At 38.0% G+C, this 20229-nt stretch carries 17 protein-coding genes and 1 pseudogene; 15 read left to right on the plus strand and 3 right to left on the minus strand.

Features of this window, described 5'->3' with window-relative positions:
- Positions 1–147: 147 nt before the first annotated feature.
- The 6 genes and pseudogenes from tnpB to ACE199_RS11050 all read left to right on the plus strand — a co-directional run bounded on the left by tnpB (position 148) and on the right by ACE199_RS11050 (position 5735).
- On the plus strand, positions 148–1320 hold the full coding sequence (tnpB, locus tag ACE199_RS11025) for an IS200/IS605 family element RNA-guided endonuclease TnpB (RefSeq protein WP_375349794.1): 1173 nt from the start codon (positions 148–150) through the stop codon (positions 1318–1320).
- A 166-nt stretch (positions 1321–1486) separates the two neighbouring features.
- Positions 1487–1678, plus strand: a pseudogene (locus ACE199_RS11030) (gamma-glutamylcyclotransferase); the annotation flags it as partial.
- Positions 1679–1943: 265 nt separating this feature from the next.
- Positions 1944–3410, plus strand: coding sequence for a protein adenylyltransferase SelO (locus tag ACE199_RS11035; RefSeq protein WP_375349795.1), 1467 nt, complete (start codon positions 1944–1946; stop codon positions 3408–3410).
- A 165-nt stretch (positions 3411–3575) separates the two neighbouring features.
- Positions 3576–4175, plus strand: coding sequence for a hypothetical protein (locus ACE199_RS11040; RefSeq protein WP_375349796.1), 600 nt, complete (start codon positions 3576–3578; stop codon positions 4173–4175).
- A 250-nt stretch (positions 4176–4425) separates the two neighbouring features.
- Positions 4426–5385, plus strand: a complete 960-nt coding sequence (locus ACE199_RS11045) for an aldolase catalytic domain-containing protein (protein ID WP_252289748.1) — start codon at positions 4426–4428, stop codon at positions 5383–5385.
- 191 nt (positions 5386–5576) lie between these two features.
- On the plus strand, positions 5577–5735 hold the full coding sequence (locus ACE199_RS11050) for a hypothetical protein (protein ID WP_375349797.1): 159 nt from the start codon (positions 5577–5579) through the stop codon (positions 5733–5735).
- A gap of 87 nt (positions 5736–5822) precedes the next feature.
- On the opposite strand, the gene ACE199_RS11055 is transcribed toward ACE199_RS11050, so the two are convergent.
- The 3 genes from ACE199_RS11055 to tnpA all read right to left on the minus strand — a co-directional run bounded on the left by ACE199_RS11055 (position 5823) and on the right by tnpA (position 7705).
- A complete protein-coding gene (locus ACE199_RS11055; protein WP_375349798.1) occupies positions 5823–5972 on the minus strand; it encodes a hypothetical protein in 150 nt (49 codons plus the stop codon).
- A 253-nt stretch (positions 5973–6225) separates the two neighbouring features.
- Positions 6226–7302, minus strand: coding sequence for an RNA-guided endonuclease InsQ/TnpB family protein (locus tag ACE199_RS11060; RefSeq protein ID WP_375349800.1), 1077 nt, complete (start codon positions 7300–7302; stop codon positions 6226–6228).
- 4 nt (positions 7303–7306) lie between these two features.
- A complete protein-coding gene (gene tnpA, locus ACE199_RS11065; RefSeq protein WP_375349801.1) occupies positions 7307–7705 on the minus strand; it encodes an IS200/IS605 family transposase in 399 nt (132 codons plus the stop codon).
- Positions 7706–8059: 354 nt separating this feature from the next.
- On the opposite strand from tnpA, the gene desA reads away from it, so the two are divergent.
- The 9 genes from desA (at position 8060) to ACE199_RS11110 (ending at position 20213) form a co-directional block, all read left to right on the plus strand.
- Positions 8060–9091, plus strand: a complete 1032-nt coding sequence (gene desA, locus ACE199_RS11070) for a Delta(5) desaturase DesA (RefSeq protein ID WP_375349803.1) — start codon at positions 8060–8062, stop codon at positions 9089–9091.
- Between the two features lie 80 nt (positions 9092–9171).
- Positions 9172–9717, plus strand: a complete 546-nt coding sequence (locus ACE199_RS11075; RefSeq protein ID WP_375349805.1) for a response regulator — start codon at positions 9172–9174, stop codon at positions 9715–9717.
- A 282-nt stretch (positions 9718–9999) separates the two neighbouring features.
- Positions 10000–10920 (plus strand): HPr(Ser) kinase/phosphatase, encoded by a 921-nt coding sequence (gene hprK / locus ACE199_RS11080; protein ID WP_375349806.1) that lies wholly within the window; start codon positions 10000–10002, stop codon positions 10918–10920.
- A gap of 202 nt (positions 10921–11122) precedes the next feature.
- On the plus strand, positions 11123–12178 hold the full coding sequence (locus ACE199_RS11085) for a flavin-containing monooxygenase (RefSeq protein WP_375349866.1): 1056 nt from the start codon (positions 11123–11125) through the stop codon (positions 12176–12178).
- A 73-nt stretch (positions 12179–12251) separates the two neighbouring features.
- On the plus strand, positions 12252–13271 hold the full coding sequence (locus tag ACE199_RS11090; RefSeq protein WP_375349807.1) for a hypothetical protein: 1020 nt from the start codon (positions 12252–12254) through the stop codon (positions 13269–13271).
- Between the two features lie 176 nt (positions 13272–13447).
- On the plus strand, positions 13448–14653 hold the full coding sequence (locus ACE199_RS11095; protein WP_375349809.1) for a DUF6361 family protein: 1206 nt from the start codon (positions 13448–13450) through the stop codon (positions 14651–14653).
- A complete protein-coding gene (locus tag ACE199_RS11100) occupies positions 14646–16424 on the plus strand; it encodes a phospholipase D family protein (protein WP_375349810.1) in 1779 nt (592 codons plus the stop codon). The genes ACE199_RS11095 and ACE199_RS11100 overlap by 8 nt, the downstream gene beginning before the upstream one ends.
- Positions 16425–16438: 14 nt before the next feature.
- On the plus strand, positions 16439–19741 hold the full coding sequence (locus ACE199_RS11105) for a DEAD/DEAH box helicase family protein (RefSeq protein WP_375349811.1): 3303 nt from the start codon (positions 16439–16441) through the stop codon (positions 19739–19741).
- Between the two features lie 103 nt (positions 19742–19844).
- On the plus strand, positions 19845–20213 hold the full coding sequence (locus tag ACE199_RS11110) for a nitroreductase family protein (protein ID WP_375349868.1): 369 nt from the start codon (positions 19845–19847) through the stop codon (positions 20211–20213).
- Positions 20214–20229 lie beyond the last annotated feature (16 nt).

Genomic DNA, 20229 nt, shown 5'->3' on the forward strand with positions numbered 1-20229 from the left:
GTTGAGTCATAAGAAAATGACGATGATAGGAGGACCATCCCTTTTGTCCTTTTGATTAGTGACTATTTCATAAAAACGGAACGTATGTTTGTGTATTTGGGTTTGTATATGGTATAATAAGGTAAATAGTGAAGGAGGTGCTCAACCATGTTCATCCACAAAGCCTTTAAATTTCGCTTATACCCTAATCAGAAACAAAGGGAACTCATCCATAAGACGATCGGTTGTTCAAGATTTGTCTTTAATTTCTTTCTTGGTAAACAGAAAGAAAAAGACGCTTACTGGTCTATCACAGAAGAAATGAAGCAGAATGGTCAACTTTCCTCAAATAATTGGAAAGGGGACTATTTGAATAAATATGAAACCATCAAAGAACTTCCAGAATTAAAGAAACAGTATTCTTTTTTGAAAGAAGTGGATAGTATCGCTTTGCAAAAATCAGTTGAAAACTTAGCCGATGCTTATAGTCGATATTACAAAAAACAGAATAAGCTACCACGTTTTAAATCCAAAAAGAATCCTGTTCAGTCTTACGTTACGAAGCATACGAATGGAAATATCGCTGTTATAGACGACCAGATCAAGTTGCCAAAGCTAGGTCTTGTTCGTTTTGCCAAAAGTCGTGAAGTACACGGTCGTATTTTGAGTGCGACGATTAGACGGAATCCATCGGGGAAATATTTTGTTTCTCTAACGACCGAAGTAGAAGGAACAGAATTACCAAAAACAAATTCGGCTGTTGGCATCGATGTCGGCCTAAAAGATTTTGCGATTCTGTCAGATGGAACCATCTATTCAAACCCAAAGTTTTTCTGTTCTCTGGAGGAAAAATTGGTCAAAGCACAACGGATCTTATCGAGAAGACAAGAAAGAGCGCATCAACAAAAGAAACCACTAAATGAAGCAAAAAATTATCAAAAACAACGAAAAAAAGTGGCGCGTATTCACGAAAAAATCGTGAACGCACGAACAGACTACCTTCAAAAAATATCTACCGAAATCATCAAAAACCACGATGTGATCGGAATAGAAGATTTAAAGGTAGCGAATATGAGGAAGAATCACCATCTGGCAAAAGCGATCAGTGAAGCATCTTGGTCACAATTCCGTACCATGCTGGAATATAAAGCGGAATGGTATGGGAAAACCGTCATCGCTGTCCATCCTACACGTACCTCACAGCGTTGTCATGCTTGCGGCCATACAGAAAAAGCCAATCGTCTATCGCAAGCTGAATTTGTGTGTCAAAAATGCGGTCACACAGACAACGCGGATGTGAACGCATCTAAAAATATAAAAGAATTAGCGTTAGCTGTCTAACTAGATTCTTTTTTTGCAGGAGACTTGCTAGGTTAGTCGTTTGTACTGCTAACTGTCGGTGCGACAGGGATCGCCTACTCCATTAAGGTTCGATAGAATCTTGTACGTAGGAATCCCCCTCCTCAACGAAACGTAGTGGAGTAGGTGGGGGTAGTTCAAAGTAACAGAAGAAGGCTTGAAGAGAATGGACTGGCTTGAAGGTTACGAAGAAAATCGAATTCACAATGACTATGAACGTGTTTGGGTGAAAGACGTATCGGGGGATATTGAGGGGTTTGTTTATGTTTATTCCGTTGAAAAAGTTGAAGGATTAGAAAAAATTGAATGCAACTCATGGAGAGAATTTAAAGGTAAATGATTGATCAAAGGATCCTAGCTTCATGCAGGACCTTTTTGTTGTGTCAAAAAATAAAGGGATTTTCACCTGTGTCGTTTATTTTGTGTCTAATGCGAGCGTTAAAAGATGTTATCTTTATCTGGAATGGTATAATAAATTGGCAGAAGTAGACATTAAAAAGAGGGTAACTTTATACTGAAATGAAATGTAAATAACTAAAAATAATTCATTATAGAATGTCTTTTGTCTAACTAGGAAAAAGACAAAAGAAGAAAAGGGGGATAAGATGACAAAGGATCAAGAAACAGGATGGAACTTAGACAACAGTTATGCTCGTTTGCCAAAATCATTGTTTTCCAGTCTTAATCTAAACCCTGTACGCTCACCGAATTTGGTTATTCTCAATGATTCGTTGGCGACATCGTTAGGATTAAACGTAGAGGAACTGCAAAGCGAAAATGGTGTAGCGGTGCTTGCTGGCAATGATAGTCCCGAAGGAGCTTTCCCGCTTGCTCAAGCTTATGCGGGGCATCAATTCGGGAATTTTACGATGTTAGGGGACGGTCGGGCAGTGCTGCTTGGTGAGCAGATTACTCCTCAAGGTGAGCGGGTGGATATTCAGCTTAAAGGTTCAGGTAGAACGCCATACTCTCGCGGGGGAGATGGTCGAGCGGCACTTGGACCGATGTTGCGTGAATACATCATTAGCGAAGCGATGCATGCGCTCGATATTCCTACTACCCGTAGTCTAGCAGTAGTGACCACCGGCGAGTCAATCATCCGTGAAACCGAGCTGCCTGGTGCAATTTTGACCCGTGTTGCTGCTAGTCATTTACGCGTCGGTACGTTTCAATACGTTGCAACATGGGGCACTATTGAGGAACTCCGGGCTTTAGCTGATTATACAATTAAGCGCCATTTTTCGGATATTGAAGCGGATGAGAGTCGATATCTTTCACTGCTTCAAGCGTTGATTAAGCGCCAAGCTATGCTGATTGCTAAATGGCAGTTGGTTGGTTTTATCCACGGGGTTATGAACACTGACAACATGACGATTAGCGGAGAAACGATTGATTATGGTCCTTGTGCTTTTATGGATACCTATGATCCGGCAACAGTATTTAGTTCCATCGACAGGGAGGGCCGCTATGCTTATGGTAATCAGCCATATATTGGCGGCTGGAATCTTGCGCGATTTGCTGAAAGCTTATTGCCGCTGCTGCATGACGATCAGGAGGAAGCAATTAAATTGGCTCAAAATGCAATGTCAGCTTTTGGTGAGCTGTATGAAAGTCACTGGCTTGCAGGAATGAAAGCAAAACTAGGCCTATTTAATGAAGAGGCACAGGATAGATCTCTTATTGAAGAGCTCCTTAGTATCATGCAGAAGTATCGTGCCGATTATACGAATACCTTCCGCGCGTTAACTTTTGATACATTAGAGGATACGGTTCTGTTTGGGAATCCAGAATTTACTCAATGGTATGAGTTGTGGCAGGCAAGACTAGGCAGGCAGCAGGAATCAAAAGCTGACTCACATCAGTTGATGCGGAATAGCAATCCTGCAATAATCCCTCGGAACCACCGGGTAGAAGCTGCACTAGAAGCCGCAGTGAAACAAGGAGATTACAGCGTGATGGAGCGACTTCTTCAGGTTCTTTCAAATCCTTATGCGCATTCTCCTGAACAGGCTGAGTATGCTACATTGCCTGCTGAATCAACACGTCCTTATCGAACTTTTTGCGGTACATAATAATAGTACATGCTGAGTGCTGTTCATTGCTTGTAAGGAAACATAAATAAGATATAACAGTGGTAGAGAGAGCCTTTTGGTTTAGAAAGGCTCTTTTAGGCAAGGTCTGGATAATGAAATGATGGTTAATAAAAATCTTTTATATATATGAAAATTAAATTGAGAATGAGGGATAGAACAATGAAACAGTACCGCAAGCATCCCGAAGAAGAAGTTACAACAGCCGGAATAGAAGATATCGAAAGTATGCTTTCATTAAATGATAAAATTTATCCGAAAGAGTGGCATGTGTCTCCAGAGTATATTAAAGAAATTATGCTCAGGAATCCCGAGATTTATAAAGTTCTTAAAACTCCGGCTGGGGTAAAGGGGATATATGGGCTATTTCCTTTGGATAAAGGAGATTATACAGCTGTATTAGAAGGGAAGCTGGAAGAGAATGAGGTTGGAAAATTTGTTCTTAACTACACTAATCCAACAACTGTATATCTTTATTTGGTTACCATAATAGTTGATATTCACGATGATCGAAGGAAAGAATACGCAAGTACGCTTATAAAAGATATTCCTTTAGAATTAAAACGTCTTAAGGAAAAAGGGATAGATATAAAAGAGGTCGGTGCCTTTGCAGTTAGCACAGAAGGAGAAAAGATTTTGCCCAAAATTGGATTTGATTATTTAGGAGAAAAGGTAGTGCTTGATAATAAGGAATATCCCGTATTTAGAGCAAAACCGGAGAATATCATTCATAAAATAAAAATATAGAATGCATAGAATTTAAGAAAAGATTAATAAAAGAGATGTAATCTTTAACGGATTTAGCTTATACTGGATGGATATCATTTATTTTTTGATAAATCAAATTTTTTCAAAATAGATTGACACTAGATTGACACCCTTGAAAGAATCGTGATATAACATAATTAAGTTACTTTATTACATAAAAGCGTAAAAGCGCGAAAGTATAAGGGTTAAAATTAATGAAAAGTGCGATAAATAGGAGGAGATTAACATAATGAAAAATGATGTGAAAATTTTAGACTGTACCATTCGTGATGGAGGTTTGATTAACAATTGGGATTTCAGTGTCGAATTTGTTCAAGACTTGTATAATGGCTTAAGTGCAGCTGGTGTTGAATACATGGAGATTGGCTACAAAAACTCCCCTAAGCTTCTTAACGCGACTGAGCCCAATCCATGGAGATTTCTTGACGATAACTTCTTGAAAGAAATTATCCCTGAGAAAAAGTTCACGAAGCTATCTGCTTTAGTAGACATTGGGCGTGTAGATCCAAATGATATTCTGCCACGTGAACAAAGTGTTTTAGATATGATTCGAGTAGCATGCTATATTCGTGAAGTGGATAAAGGCCTGGAGCTTGTAGAAATGTTTCACGATTTGGGCTATGAGACTTCACTTAACATTATGGCTTTATCTAGTGTGCCGGAACATCAGCTTATTGAAGCGTTTAAAATGGTGCAGGAAAGTTCTGTAGATGTTGTATATATCGTTGACTCCTTTGGAAGCTTAGATCCTACGGATATTGAGCATCAAGTGAAAAAGTTCCAAGCGATGATTCCTAACAAACAGCTTGGAATACATACGCATAATAATATGCAATTAGCATTCGCCAATACATTAACTGCGATGCAAAATGGGGTTACTTTCCTTGATTCGTCTGTCTATGGTATGGGTCGAGCGGCTGGTAACTGCCATACAGAGCTTCTTGTTAGCTACATAAAAAAGACAAGCTATGAGCTTAAGCCAGTTCTTGGTGTAATTGAAAAGCATATGCTAGAAATGCGTCAAAAGTGGGAGTGGGGCTATATCATTCCTTACATGATCTCTGGTGTACTTAATGAACATCCACGTGTAGCTATGGCTTACCGTGATAGTGACGATCGTGACAAATTCGTAGAGTTTTATGACAAGGTAACATCACCTGAAGTGACTCTGGCTCCAACGTCGAAATAGGTTATTTAAAGGTACCTCTACTGATATTAGAAAGAAAACAAAACCAGCTTCCTCGGCGAAGCTGGTTTTGTTTATGAATTTGTGTTTAACGAAGGAAGTTAATGTACTTATATTTCCTTATCGAATAAAAAAAGTCCTAAGGTGTATCTTAAGATTACAAAAGCGATAAAAACTTAAGTGGAGGGCTTACAATGGTGAACCTTGATTTCGATAAATTTATTAAAACCCAGAAAAAACACGAAGGACAATATTTGGGCGAAGGAAATCAGCCCAAAGGAATAAATGACGAAGAATATAACAATCGAGGAAATTCAGACAAGTCGGTGGGGACTACAGGAAGGAAAATATAAGCAAGCTAAAATATGAAGAGGAAGTTCCTGTCGCCAGCTTATAAAGGTGGCGACAGACTGTTCTTATTACTTAACCTTTTAAACAGGCTATTGAACATTTTTACTGTTTGGCTGTTGAATAGATACATGTTTTGGGGGAGCGGGATATGTTTGCTTACCTGCATCGTCAGGACCAGTAAGGGTATTTCTTTTATCTAGGACTTTTCCTGTATACTTAATTGGATTTATATCTGTCATTATTTTCACCTCCATTTAATAGGATGGTTGAAAAATAAATTCAAATGCCAGGTAATTTCTCCTTTTAATGAAGAAATTTTTAGGACTACTAAAAAGATTTGAGACTCCCACGACTAAAGTCGCCAGCCCTAAACCTTACGGTTAAACGGGTGGGATTCTTGAGTGACTAAGCGTTCGCAGTCCATTTCTGTTTTGAACAGCCTTCAAGATGAGGGCATCTCATTGCCCCTCCTAAGACAGACCATATAGGTTCTTAGGCTGATTGACTTTTACCATCAACCACAGGTGCATATCGAATATTCATTGCACCCACTACATCCCTATGCTTCTGAAAGCCACATTCGCATGTATATTTGCGGTCTTGTGCCTTGTTCTTAGCGGAACATCTTGGACACGTTTGGCTTGTATAAGCAGGGTTCGCATATTCAACTTTAATGCCAGCTAAATTTGCCTTATATTCAATGAATTGAGACAGGCGATAGAATGACCATATATGCAAATTTTTCTCGTTTTTACGGCTCGTTCTTGCCGTCTGTCGGATGTTCGCCAGTTGTTCTAAGCGAATGACAGAGATTTTATTATCTTTTGCAAAATTTACAATAGTACGACTTACTTTATGGTCTTGGTCTTTCATCCAACGCTGTTCTTTGTCTTTTGAGTTACGAATTGCATTTAGCTTTTTCTTTTTGCCTAATGCTTTGCGTTCAGAGCGAAACTTCCGCTTCATGTATTTGTTTTGTCTACCGTTGCCAAAGAAACGGACACGCTCATCATCTGTTACCGCAACAGCAGGAACTTTAAGACCTAAGTCCACCCCCATAACTTTTAAACCTGTACCTTCCACAGTTGGAATCGTGACAGAGATTTGAGCTATCCATTTTCCAGACTTTTGAGTGATGCGGAGCGTTCCTAATTTATGTTTCAGCAAGCCGAAATTACGGTTTTCCTTATCAATCAACAAAGCACGAATCGGTGTTTTTTTCGCCTTTCCATTTATCATGATAGGGAGTGAGATATGCAAGAAGTCAAACGAATAGTTCTGATTGTTCCAAATGCAGACAGGTTTCTTGAGAATAGGAACAACAGAGAACTTGTTCTTCTTCGCTTTCTTAAACACACTCTTTGCATCCTTGATGGCTTGGTTCTTGACCGCGCTCGGCAAATTGGTAGAAATGTTTTTGCTTGATTTCTTAGTGCTTTTCTTTTCCTCAACCATTTCAGATACAAGTGTGTTGATAGTGGAGACATATTCCCTGCTCATTTCCTGCAAGATAGTTGCCTGTTCTTTTGTTGGAAGCAGTTTCACTTTGACTGTGATGATTTGCGACATGGTTTCACCCCCTTGTTTTTTGTTGTCCAACATAACGCTTTATCGTTTCACTCGATACATTTCCTGCGGTAGAAACGAAGTATGAGCGTGTCCACAAACTCGGCAAATGCCCAAGATGTGGAAACTCTTCACGCAATTTCTTAGAAGTCACCCCTTTGATTTTTGCCATCATATTCGCAGGACTTAATGATGGAAGTGCATTGAGAAACATATACGTATGGTCTTTGTCGCATTCAAGAACGACAATTTGTATTTGCAGTTCCTCACACACTTCACGTACTAATTCTTTGAAGCGTTGCTCCACCTCTGCTTGCAGAAAAATCTTTCTTCTGTACCGAGGGCAAAACACAAAATGATAGTTCAATAATGATACGGTTGTGCTTGTTCTTCTGTATTTGTTCATGTATCAATTGTATTAGTTTTGTTTATAAACTACAACAAAAATAACGAAAAAATAGTGATTTTACCAAATGATTCAAGTACTATGAACCTTCGGTTTATTCGTGGTACTCCGTATTTGACCTCACTCTCATCCCATGCCTAAAGGCGGTGCTATCGCACCCTGATGGGCTTTCTCGTTCGGAAAATCTGTAACCGTAAGAACAAGGCCTTTCCATTTAGGAGAGGTTTTTCCATATTATCAGTTTGTATATGACATTTATCATACTCTGTACATGACACCTACTACTAACAACTCCAATTTTCTTCCTTTATAATTAGACATAACGATAGAAACAAGGAAGGAAATTCAAATAAAATGACCTTACAAAATACGAAAACTTTGAGAAAACAAGTGGCTCCATTTGAAAAATCAACGACAAAAGAAAGTGTATGGCAGATTATTAACACAGTCGTGCCATTTATTACATTATGGTATCTTGCTTATATAAGTCTGTCCGTTTCTTATTGGTTAGCATTAGTTCCTATTGTGATAGCTGCAGGATTTTTGACAAGAATTTTTATTATATTTCATGATTGCACGCATCATTCTTTTTTAAGAAACCGCCGTGCCAATCGAATAGTTGGGACAGCTATGGGTGTTTTAACGTTATTCCCTTTTGATAAATGGGGACATGAGCATTCTGTTCATCACGCGACAAGTGGTAACTTAGATAAACGAGGTACAGGTGATATTTGGACGCTTACAGTAGAGGAATATTTAACAGCACCACTTAAACTTCGTTTGGCTTATCGTTTTTACCGCAATCCATTCGTTATGTTCGGATTAGGACCAATTTATGTATTCGCTCTTAAAAATAGATTTAACCGTAAAGGTGCCAGAAAGAAAGAACGTATGAACACGTATTTAACGAATATTCTTATCGTTGCTTTAATCGGAGTGCTCTGTATGGCAATTGGATGGCAGTCATTTCTTCTAGTACAAGGATCTATTTTCTTACTATCAGGTTCAATAGGTATTTGGTTGTTTTACGTACAGCATACTTTTGAAGATTCTTATTTTGAAGAAGATAAAGATTGGGAATATGTGAAAGCAGCAGTGGAAGGAAGTTCCTTCTATAAACTTCCGAAAATCATCCAATTCTTAACCGGAAATATTGGGTTTCACCATGTTCACCATTTAAGTCCAAGGGTTCCTAACTATAGACTAGAAGAGGCACACAAAAATACGCCTCCATTACAAAACGTACCGACGATTTCTCTTGCTACAAGTTTGAAGTCGCTCCGTTTCCGTCTATGGGATGAGGAAAATAAGAATTTCGTGAGTTTTAAGGACGTCAAAGCTTTAGCTAAAAATAAAATTTCCGTTCAAGTAAAAACTGAACTGTAATTTCACCATCTATAGTTGACTCCCCTTTATTTATGGGGAGTTTCTGTTTAATAGTAGCTTCCAGGTAGGAGGGAACTTAAATGATTCGAATTGTCATTGCTGAGGATCAGGAAATGCTGTTGGGGGTAATAGGCTCCCTGCTCGATTTGGAGGAAGATATGGAAGTGGTTGGTCAGGTAAGGAATGGAGAAGAAGCACTTACTCTTGTGCACCAATTGCAGCCCGATGTTTGTATTATGGATATAGAGATGCCCAAAATGAGCGGACTTGAGGCAGCAGATGTTTTAATGTCAACAGAATGCAAGGTAATCATTTTAACAACCTTCGCAAGGACTGGTTATTTTAAACGTGTACTAAAAGCGGGGGTAAGAGGTTATTTATTGAAGGACAGTCCAAGCGAGGAGTTAGTCTGCTCGATTCGCAGTATTATGGACGGCAAGAAAATTTATTCTCCTGAATTAATAGATGATAATTCGAGTGATAACGAACAGGAAATACCAGTGTCAGAACTGGTGGACGATGGTCAAATCACAAATGAACTTTCTAATCAGCGAAGTAACACAGTTGGAACGGTTAGAAATTACTTTTCAACAGTCATGAATAAAATGAAGTTGCCAACTGGATAGAATCTGTTTAACATTCACTCAAAAAATACATCACATCTAAGAAACCTCCTTGAGAGAAAGGCAACGATGTTGTACTGAAATAGAAATTCTTTTGAGCTCTTTTTCTATAGTGAGAAAGAGTTTTTATTTTAGTTATTCTAACCCTAAATAATGTAAAGTTTTAAGTCCAATGTATGAAGTGGAACAAATTTCTTCGGGGAGTCCATATGATAGATGAGATTTTTTACTTTTTCTAGTATAATCTAGATTTAGAAGATTAAGAGAAAATGTGGGGATAAAAAAGTGAAGCGATTAACTATTGATCAGGTAGTTCGTAGATTTTCTTTAAGTGTATTAGTGGGGGAGCAGCATTTACAGAGCGAAATTAAACAGCCAGGGGCGCATCGACCAGGTTTGGAGTTTGTTGGTCATTTCGACTTCTTTCCTACCGAGCGAATTCAAGTTCTAGGGAAAAAGGAAATTACTTATTTACACAAGCTAAGTCATAAAGAACGAAAAATGCGAGTTAAAAATATTGTTCAATATCATCCACCATGTTTTATTGTAACGGCTGGTAAGGATGGACTAACCTATCTGACCCAACATTGTATCGAAGAGAACATTCCACTGCTTGTGACGAAAGAACCTGTTGCGACGACGGATTTTGTAGCGCAACTCGATGCATATATGGTCAAAGAATTAGCACCCGAAATAGCTGTACATGGAGTATGTGTCAATGTATTTGGGATAGGCATTTTGCTTCGTGGAGATTCAGGAGTTGGTAAAAGTGAAACAGCTCACACATTAATTGGCCGAGGACATCGATTAGTCGCAGATGATATTGTAGTGTTAAAAAAGCTTAGTGCCCAAACCCTTTTAGGAACACATGACGAAAAAACAAAGGAATTCTTGGCTCTGCGTAGCATTGGACTGTTAAATGTTGTTCGCTCTTATGGACAAAAGGCATTTCAAAATGAAACCCGTATTGCTCTAGAAATCAATCTAACGAAATGGGAAAAAGATGCGTTGTACAATGACTTGGAACAAGAACCGGCTTATACAGATTATATGGGTATTAAGATTCCTTCGATGGAAATTCAACTGCAACCCGGTCGCGATATAGCCGGCCTAATCGAGGCCGCCGCCAACAACTGGTACCTCAGACAACAAGGCTACAGTGCCGCTGAGGACTTTTACAGCCGACTGGCACCTGAATTTTCTTAGAACAGTTACTGTGAACATCCTGTTGTTCCTTATTTCGTTGGTATAAGAGCAACAATGGATACTGTTGAAAAACAATTTTAGCGATAGACAAAATACGAAACCTTAGTAAAATCCTCTCGTGTGAATCAAATACAGCGAGGGGATTTTTTGTTTCGACGGGTGCCTGGCACCAAAGATTCCAAGCGGAGGAGCAATTGTGAATATGAGTCAATATGATGTAATCATTATTGGAGGAGGGCAGGCAGGACTTTCTCTTGGATATTATCTGAAAAAGACAGCACTTTCTTTTATCATCCTTGATAAAGGCAGTGAAGTGGGAGAAGTATGGAGAAAGCGTTACGATTCGTTGACATTGTTTACACCCAATTTCTACAGTGCACTGCCGGGTTCTAAATTTAACGGAACAAAGAATTTGTATCCAACAAAGGACGAAGTAGCGAACTATCTGCAGGCCTACGCAGAAGAAAATCAGCTTCCCATTCAGCACCAAACAGACGTTCGGAAATTACATCAAGTAACAGACGGCTTTCATGTTGTGACAAACAGAGGGGATCTTCATAGCAAAAAGGTTGTTGTTGCGACCGGCCCTTTTCAGAAACCGTTTATTCCAGGGTTTTCACAGTTTCTTTCTAGCAATGTCCTCCAGCTGCATTCCTCTGAGTATAAAAATCCAGATCAGCTTCAAAAGGGTTCCGTGCTAGTCATCGGTGGCGGTAATTCAGGGGCACAAATTGCAGTCGAGTTATCGAGAGAAAGAGACGTCTATCTTTCTGTTGGTCATAAATTGAAATTTATCCCATTAGATGTGGGAGGCAAGAGTATTTTTTTGTATATTGATAAACTTGGGTTATACAGCGCTGGTAAAGACTCTTTTATTGGAAGTAAGATTCGAAAACTAAAGGATCCCATTTTAGGTTCAGAACTAAAGCCATTGCTTGATAATAAGACAATAAAGCTAAAACCTAGGACCATCTCTATTCAAGATGATACTTTCCAATTTCAAGATGACACAGAATTAAAGGTTAGTAATGTGATTTGGTCAACGGGCTTTCAGGCAGATTATCAATGGATTCATATTAGCAATCTATTCAATCAAACAGGCTTTCCAATCCATGAAAGAGGAGTAACTCCTGTAACAGGGTTTTATTTTATTGGGTTACCATGGTTGCATAGCCGAAGTTCAGCCTTACTTGGCGGTGTTGGGAAGGATGCTGAGTATCTGGTTAACCAGATACTGAAGCCTGCTGTTAAAGGATAAAATTTTCAGCACCAAATCTAAGTTAATTTTTAATGCAAAATGGATGACTATATTTTAAAGGGAGTTAACGAATATGAGTGTGTACTATCAGAATCAACGTTTTTCAGAAGTCGCCTATAGCAGAGAAAGTGAATTAGAAAGAGACGTGGTCCTAAACGCTGAATTATTTTTTTGTCTACGTTCTATTTATATTGATGCTAAAAAGAAAATTGAAGGAAAATCACTTGGCGGGAGCATACCAGATGGTTTTTTGTTCGATCTAGCTGATTTAAATAATCCTGTTTTTTATATTGTTGAAGCTGAGTTAAGTCAACATAATTTTTATGGTCATATCTTCCCGCAAATTACAAAATTCTTTGCGTTTTTTAATAACCGTAAAAGCCAGGATGAATTAATAAACAAGCTCTATTCCCTTGTACAGGAGGATAAGGAAATCACTGAAAAGTTCAGGAGTTTGATTGGGAAAAAAGAACTCTATAAATTCATGAAGGATACTGTGGAAAACAGCCGAAACATTTTGATTATTATTGATGGAGAGAAAAAAGAATTACCTGACATCATGGAAACTTATTCAGAATGGGGTAATACGGTGAAACTATTAATCCTAAAAAAATATAGCGACGGCAGGGACATCGTATTTACACTTGAACCTGATTTTGAAAATGTTGAATACTCCGTGATGAATATCGATGCAGACGCAGACGAAGAAGTGAAAAAAGAGTACACTGAAGAAATATTAATGGAATATGCGATCGAAAAGATTAGAACCCTTTATCTTTCAATTCGAAGCAAGGTGAAAGAATCTTATTCAGATGCTGAATTTAACGCGACGAAATATTATATAGGTTTAAGAAAAGGAGAAAGTAAAAAACAGGCTCAATTTATTTTTAATAAGAAGAGTCTTCGAATTGTTTTGATGAGAGAAGAGGACTACGTGAGACCTATGTTGCCATCGCATTCAATCAAATCATTATCCGCTTCTGTTCAAAAGTTCTGGAATGGTTCTTGTTGTGAAGTCCAATTGACAGATTGTAAAAACCTAGATGAAGTGGTAAATGTACTTCTTGACTTGTTAGAGAAGGACAAGGGCTGAGATTCATTTCAGTCGGAAGATTGGTACAACCACTTTTCTGGTGCCTGACCTCCAGTGCGGTAGGCATACCGTGTTGGGGGTCAGGTCATTTTTGTGTCAAATTATGCTAAAATTAATGATAGGATTTAACAGAAATTATTGTATTTCTAAACGATAAATTACTAAGGAGAATTATCATGCTGCAAATTGGTTGGATTGATTTTTCAAGTGACCATCGGGATAAAGTGATGACCATTCTTGATTCTCTTAAGGAGCAAGGGGCAGTTGATGAGCTTGGTATTGGGACCATTAGAGATCGCCTATCAGATTACTTATTTCCAGGTATCTCCACGATCCAGACCAGGGCAAAATATTTACTACTTATACCTTGGATTATCCAATATTTAGAGTCAAGGAATGTCACTAGTAAAAATTTTATAAAGCAATTACATGAACTTGAATACAAGTTTATTGATGTTCTCTCTGAAGGAAATAACGAACTTGGGATAATTGGTCGTGATTCAAGAGGAGACTTGCAACGAAAGCCATCTTCAGTCTACTGGTATGCCTTACGAAAGTATAAGATTTGCAAGCTCGACGTGACGCTTAATCAGTATGCGGAGCTTTTAGATGAGGTTATTGCAAATAAATTAAAAACAACACAGGAACTAAAAGCAGCTGAGAAAGATCAGCTTGGGGATGACAGAGATGCTATTTTAGATAATAGGTTTCAATCTTTTTGGAATGTCTGTCCACCTCCAGAAAAATGGATGGAAACACTATCTATTCACTTAGCTAAAAGAGAGGCAGAATTCTTACGAGAAACGATACGTTTAGCTGTTCCACATTCTCTTTTGGCACACTTATTATCTTTAAATCATTTACATAAGGTTGACGATTTCAAGTCAATCGAAGCTGTAACAGCGATTCTTCCACGGCTTCCAGAAGAACTGAAGCAAATGTTTCAGCTCGCATTAGATTTTGCACAAATCATGTACGGAGCAAATATTCGGTTTAATGTCATTTTTAACAAACTCAATGATAGAACTAATGAAATTGTGGAAGATCGATGGGAACAATGGTGTCATCATATGAAAAATGAGTTTCTTTTTGAACGCTGGGATACAACTGTATTATTTCATAAGACAAATCCAGACGATGCAACTAGAACATTTGTGAAGCGATGGATTGATTTTGTAAAATCGAGAGATTATGACTATACAGATGAGATAGATGAGTGGATCAGGAAGCGAGAGGTTTACCTTAAGGGCGGGAGAGCCAAATTGCGAATCAATCATCAAGCAAATAATCAATGGATTGGATTAGGAAAACTCACTTATCGATGGAGTAATGTTAAAACCATTTTGGAAGATATTAAACGGGGGCTAGAATCAAATGTTTAGACCTGATAAAGACCGACTTGATTATGGAACTCTCATGGCACCTCCTGATGGTTACCAGTTGAGTAGGGCTATTGGTACAACTTATTCTTTGGAGTTAGAGGCCCTCTTAGGAATTCCTGTTGCGTTAAGTTTTGCGCAATCGGTTGAAGTATCGCAAAAAAGGGATAGGATATACCTAATAGAAGCGCTTAGGAGATCAACAGAGCATATCAAAGTGTATTGTCAGAAAGGGAAAATTCATGTTCCTAAGGCACAATACCCACTTTACGCTTTGTTGGAAAACATGATTACCCAAGTGAATAATAATCCATACTCATTTCATCCGAAAGTATGGATTTTGCGGTATGTTCATCAAGGAAATCAAAAGGATGTAAAGTTTCGCTTACTTGTCCTCAGCAGAAATCTTACATTCGATAGAAGCTGGGATGTATCCATGTGTGTTGACGGCACTGTAGGAACGAGAAAAATAAAAAGCAATCAACCACTTGTGGATTTTGTTACTTATTTAATAAAACAGGCTGATTTTGATGGATCACAGGAATTTACTAAAGAACTGTATAAGGTAGAGTTTGATTTAAAGGACGACAGAAAAAGCTTATTTCAATCAATTGATTTTTATCCAATTGGCATTCCTAACTATGCTTACGAGCAAGATCTATTACAAACCGACTATGAAAATCTTCTTATCATCTCGCCATTTTTGACTGATCAAACCGTTAAAAACTTGAACTACAGAAACAGGGGAAAAACAAATACATACTTATTTAGCAGGCAAGAAGAACTTTTGAAGCTCAAACGAAATACATTGGAAGGAATCCAAGCTTATCATTTAAAAGAGTTAATTGTTGAAGGGGAAAAAATCATAGATAGCGAAGATGCTAATCACAAAGAGCAGGATATACATGCGAAGGTTTATATTGGCGAACACGATCAACAAACGGATGTGTATCTAGGTTCAGCAAATTGTTCCTATAATGCTTTTCACGGAAATGTAGAATTTTTAGTAAAGCTTTCCGTGGATTCCAACTATCTCAAAGTCAGTGATGTAGTACGAGATTTATTACCAGAGGATGAAAAGAAACAGTATTTCGAACCATTTATCCCAAGCACTAATCAAGACCAAGAAGTGGATGAAACAAAACAGGCTAAAAAAATGTTAGAGCAGAAAATACGTGAACTCTGTAAATTATCCATCCATGGAAACGTGATTAAAAATGGTGAACATTACAATTTGATTGTGGAGTCTGAAGAAATCGTAATGTTAGAGGATATGTCAATTACAGTGTATCCATTAACAACATCAGGTTTAAAGAGGGAGTATAAACCCTATCTCTCATTTGAAAAATTAACGGAACAAGAGATTACACGCTTTTTTGTTTTTGAATGCAGGTATATGGAAGAATCTGAAAAAATACTTCTCAAAATAAATGTCAGCAATATTCCAGAGAACCGCGAGAAAAACATCCTAAAAGCGATTATTTCAAATAAACAGGCCTTTCTTGCATATATGAATTTCCTTCTTGGTGATGGTTCTGTAATGGATTTTCTGGAAGCACAGCTGGAGCCTAAAGAAACCGATCAATCTGTGAGTCTTAGTAGAAATCCTGTCATTAAAAAGGATATGTTCGAGAAAATGTTAAAAGCAGCAGCGAATGAACCATTCAAGCTTAAAACGATTGGCGATGTGATGGAGTTCTTTGCGGATGAAGAAGAGATTGTCCCAAAAGACTTTAAGAGTTTATATGAAGAGTTTTCAAAATTTGCTAGGTAACAGTTTTGGAGGAAATGATGGAAGTTAAAAGTAAGGAACATAACACGGTGACTAGCGAGTTTACGACCAAAGTCAATCATGTCCTGAATAGCTTAAAAGATTTTCAGCTTGCTACAGTCGAAAGGGTATTCAATGTAATGACTAGCACCGAAACAGAACAAAATAGGGTTTTGGTTGCCGATGAAGTGGGGTTAGGGAAGACCCTGATTGCAAAAGGCGTGATTGCAAAGCTTTCAGATTATTATTATCATCAAGGGAAGAAAAACTTGAACGTAGTGTACATTTGCTCAAACCAAAGCATCGCAAGTCAAAATTTAAAGAAACTTCACATATTTAAAAATGACAATATCGAGAAAACAACTGAATCACGCTTAACGATGCTACCTATCAAGTCGTTTAAACAAGAACATGTAGAGGATTTCTATCTAAATTTTATTCCGTTAACTCCGAATACTTCTTTTTATCTAACAGATGGTGGTGGAATGGCTCGGGAACGAGTTGTTCTCTATCTATTATTAAAAAGAATGTCAAAACTAGAAGGCTTTGAAGCTGAGTTATCAGACCTTTTACGTCTTGACGTTGAGAAGAATAATTGGGAACGGTGGTACGTCCATCCGGAAGGTGAAGAATGCATTGCCAGTCGTTATGAAAAAGAGTTGAATGATGAAATGGCTAATGCATTTGAAGCAGAAATAGAGACGAATAGAGAGACGATATTACACCAAATCATTGAAATTTGTCAGAACAGGGTTCATGTAGAAAAGAGAAAGATTCGTCGGTTGATCGGGCAATTGAGACAGATTACTGTAGAGGTTAGTATTCAGTGTCTACATCCTGATTTTGTGATTTTAGACGAATTCCAGCGTTTTAAAACATTAATTAGCCATCATGATTTAGGCAATGATGTACAGGTGATTGCTGATAAATTTTTTGCTCGGAAGGATTTACGGATTCTTCTACTTTCAGCGACACCCTATAAGCTGTATTCCACATCGGAAGAGCTGGCAGATGGAGAAGACCATTATCAAGAATTTGAAGAAGTGATTCACTTTTTAGTTAATCATGAGGAGTCGTTTCAGTCCTTTATAGAGAAGTGGAGAATGTATACGGACTCACTTGTGAAACAGGATGCTTTGCTTTCTGAAAATACCATTGAGAAGAAAGAAAGTGTGGAGAGTTTATTACGAGGTATCATGTGTAGAACAGAGCGGGTAAGTGTTTCAAAAGATGGGAATGCCATGATTGATACGTCAAAGGTGAAAGCTGTATCTGTGAATGAAAAGGATATTTCCGCCTATGTGGCAGCTGAAAAAATCACCAATACTCTTAAGGAATTAACGAAGAATGTTAGTTCACCAATGGAATATTACAAATCCGTCCCCTATATGTTCTCGTTTATGGAAAAATATAAATTGAAAAAGAATCTGGAAAAGTGGATTATTGCTTCAAATGAACTCCAACAAATGGTGAGGAAGTATCCAGAGATTTGGCTTGAGAAAAAGAAAATCAATCAATATCAGCAATTGAATTATCCGAACGCACTGTTTCGAGAGCTACTAAAAGACGTGTTCGAGCAAAATAGCGAAAAACTACTTTGGGTACCACCATCGAATCCATATTATGAATTACGAGGTGCCTTTAAGGGAAGTAAGAGCTTTTCAAAGTATCTTGTTTTTTCACATTGGGAAATGGTACCGAGAATGATATCAACACTCGTTTCCTATGAAGCCGAACGAAGAACAATTGGAAAGTTACCTACGAAAAAAAAGGATAAACAAAAACTCCAGTACTTTGCGAAGGAAGGGCAGCAGCGTAATCCAAAAGGGCGTTTAACGTTTCAAACAACAAAAACTAAACGTAAGAAACGGCCTGCTTCAATGTCAAACATGACTCTTTTGTACCCTTGTATCACATTTGCACAGGATATTCTGTCCAGGAATCAACTTGTGGAAGCGGAAAGCTATGAAGAGCTTATGATGATGGCGAAAAAGCAGCTAATTCCTTATATAGAACAACTAAAACCATTTCAGGTTAGTGATGATGAAACTGTAGATTATGGTTGGTATTGGGCTGCGCCACTATTAATGGATATCTTACATTATAACGAGCAAGTAGTTAGCTGGTTTGAACATACGGAAGTTTATACCGAGTTTGAAACGAAGAATGCTTCTGGTGACAGTGCATTTTTAGACCATTTTTATTACTTAAAAGAAGGAGTATTTAATCCTCAACATTTTCTATTAGGAAAAATACCTGACGATTTAGTAGATGTATTAGCAATACAGATTCTTGGATCTCCTGCAGTAATTGCTCTTCGTACATTATCTACTTACTTTCATGGTGAAGAAGAGAAGATATCAAGAGCAAAATTAGATTTAGCATTATTAATTGCTGATGAATTTCGGAATAAATTTAATCTCCCTGAATCAATCAGTATTATTGATTTAACTTATCAAAAAAAATTGGATTACTGGCGAAAAGTCATGCAGTATTGTGCGGACGGAAATCTCCAATCTGTTTTAGATGAATATACCTACATGATTCTTGAAAATTATAATTTACATTCTGTAAGTGTAGAGTCTATTAAAGAGGCTGGTGGCCTAATCAGAGATACACTTAATTTACGTTCGGCTAGTTTCAAGGTCGATACCCAAAGTGCCTTTCTAAACAAAAATGATCAGCACCGATTTAATTTAAGGACACACTTTGCTGTTAGCTTCTCAAACCGGAAAACAGATGAGAAATCCCAAGGAAGAACGGATGATATGAGACAAGCGTTTAACTCTCCGTTCCGCCCATTCGTGTTAAGTACGACCTCAATCGGTCAAGAGGGCCTTGACTTTCACTGGTACTGCCGAAAAATCGTTCACTGGAATCTGCCAAGTAACCCTGTAGAACTAGAACAACGAGAAGGAAGAATTAATCGTTACAAAGGCCTCGTGATAAGGCAAAATGTTGCGAATAAATATGCGCAAACTAGATTTGATAATACTCAGCCAATTTGGAATCAACTATTCGAAGCAAGTTATAAGGGGGAAAAGGGAGAACATTGTGATATCATTCCTTTCTGGTTAATGGAGGATGTAGAAGACGCTGTTAAAATTGAAAGGATTATCTACCAATATCCATATAGCAAAGATATCAGCACTCTAGAAAGGTTATTAAAAATCTTATCTCTATATCGAATATCACTTGGACAAGCGCGCCAAGAAGAGTTTCTTACTTTTCTTATGGAAAACTATAGTGAGGAAGATATTGATCTGTTCCAAAAGTTGATTATGAATTTAAGTCCGTTTTATTACAAAGATAAATCTTAGGATCGATTTAGAGATTCTGGTGTCTGCCTCAATGCTTTAATGCATTACCTTCTTGAGGGTTAGGCACCTTTTTAAGATAATCTCAAAAAACTTATAGAGGAAGATACGATCAAAGGAGACGCTTGTGAAAGTCTTTGACGATGCGACTCGGGCACCGTCGTGGGCGAATTCACAGCCTTGGGAGATTTATGTAGCTGCGGGAGAAACGCTAGAAGAGTTAAGGTCAGCTTATCTTCAATCTTATGAAAATGGAGAACCGGGCCAGCAGGAGATGCCAGTTCCGAAAGAGTGGCCGGACTATATACAGGAACGCATGAATCAAGCATACGCAGCATCGTTTAAGGCAATGGGGATTGAACGGGATGATCAAGAAGCCCGCGAAGCCAATTGGAAGAATAATTTCGCCTTCTTCAACGCGCCTGTTGCGGTCTTTTTATGTTTAGATGCTTCTTTAACGGATTGGTCCATGTAGGCATTATGCTGGGATA

The sequence above is a fragment of the Peribacillus sp. Hz7 genome (assembly GCF_042136355.1).
GTDB classification, from domain to species: Bacteria; Bacillota; Bacilli; order Bacillales; family DSM-1321; genus Peribacillus; species Peribacillus asahii_A.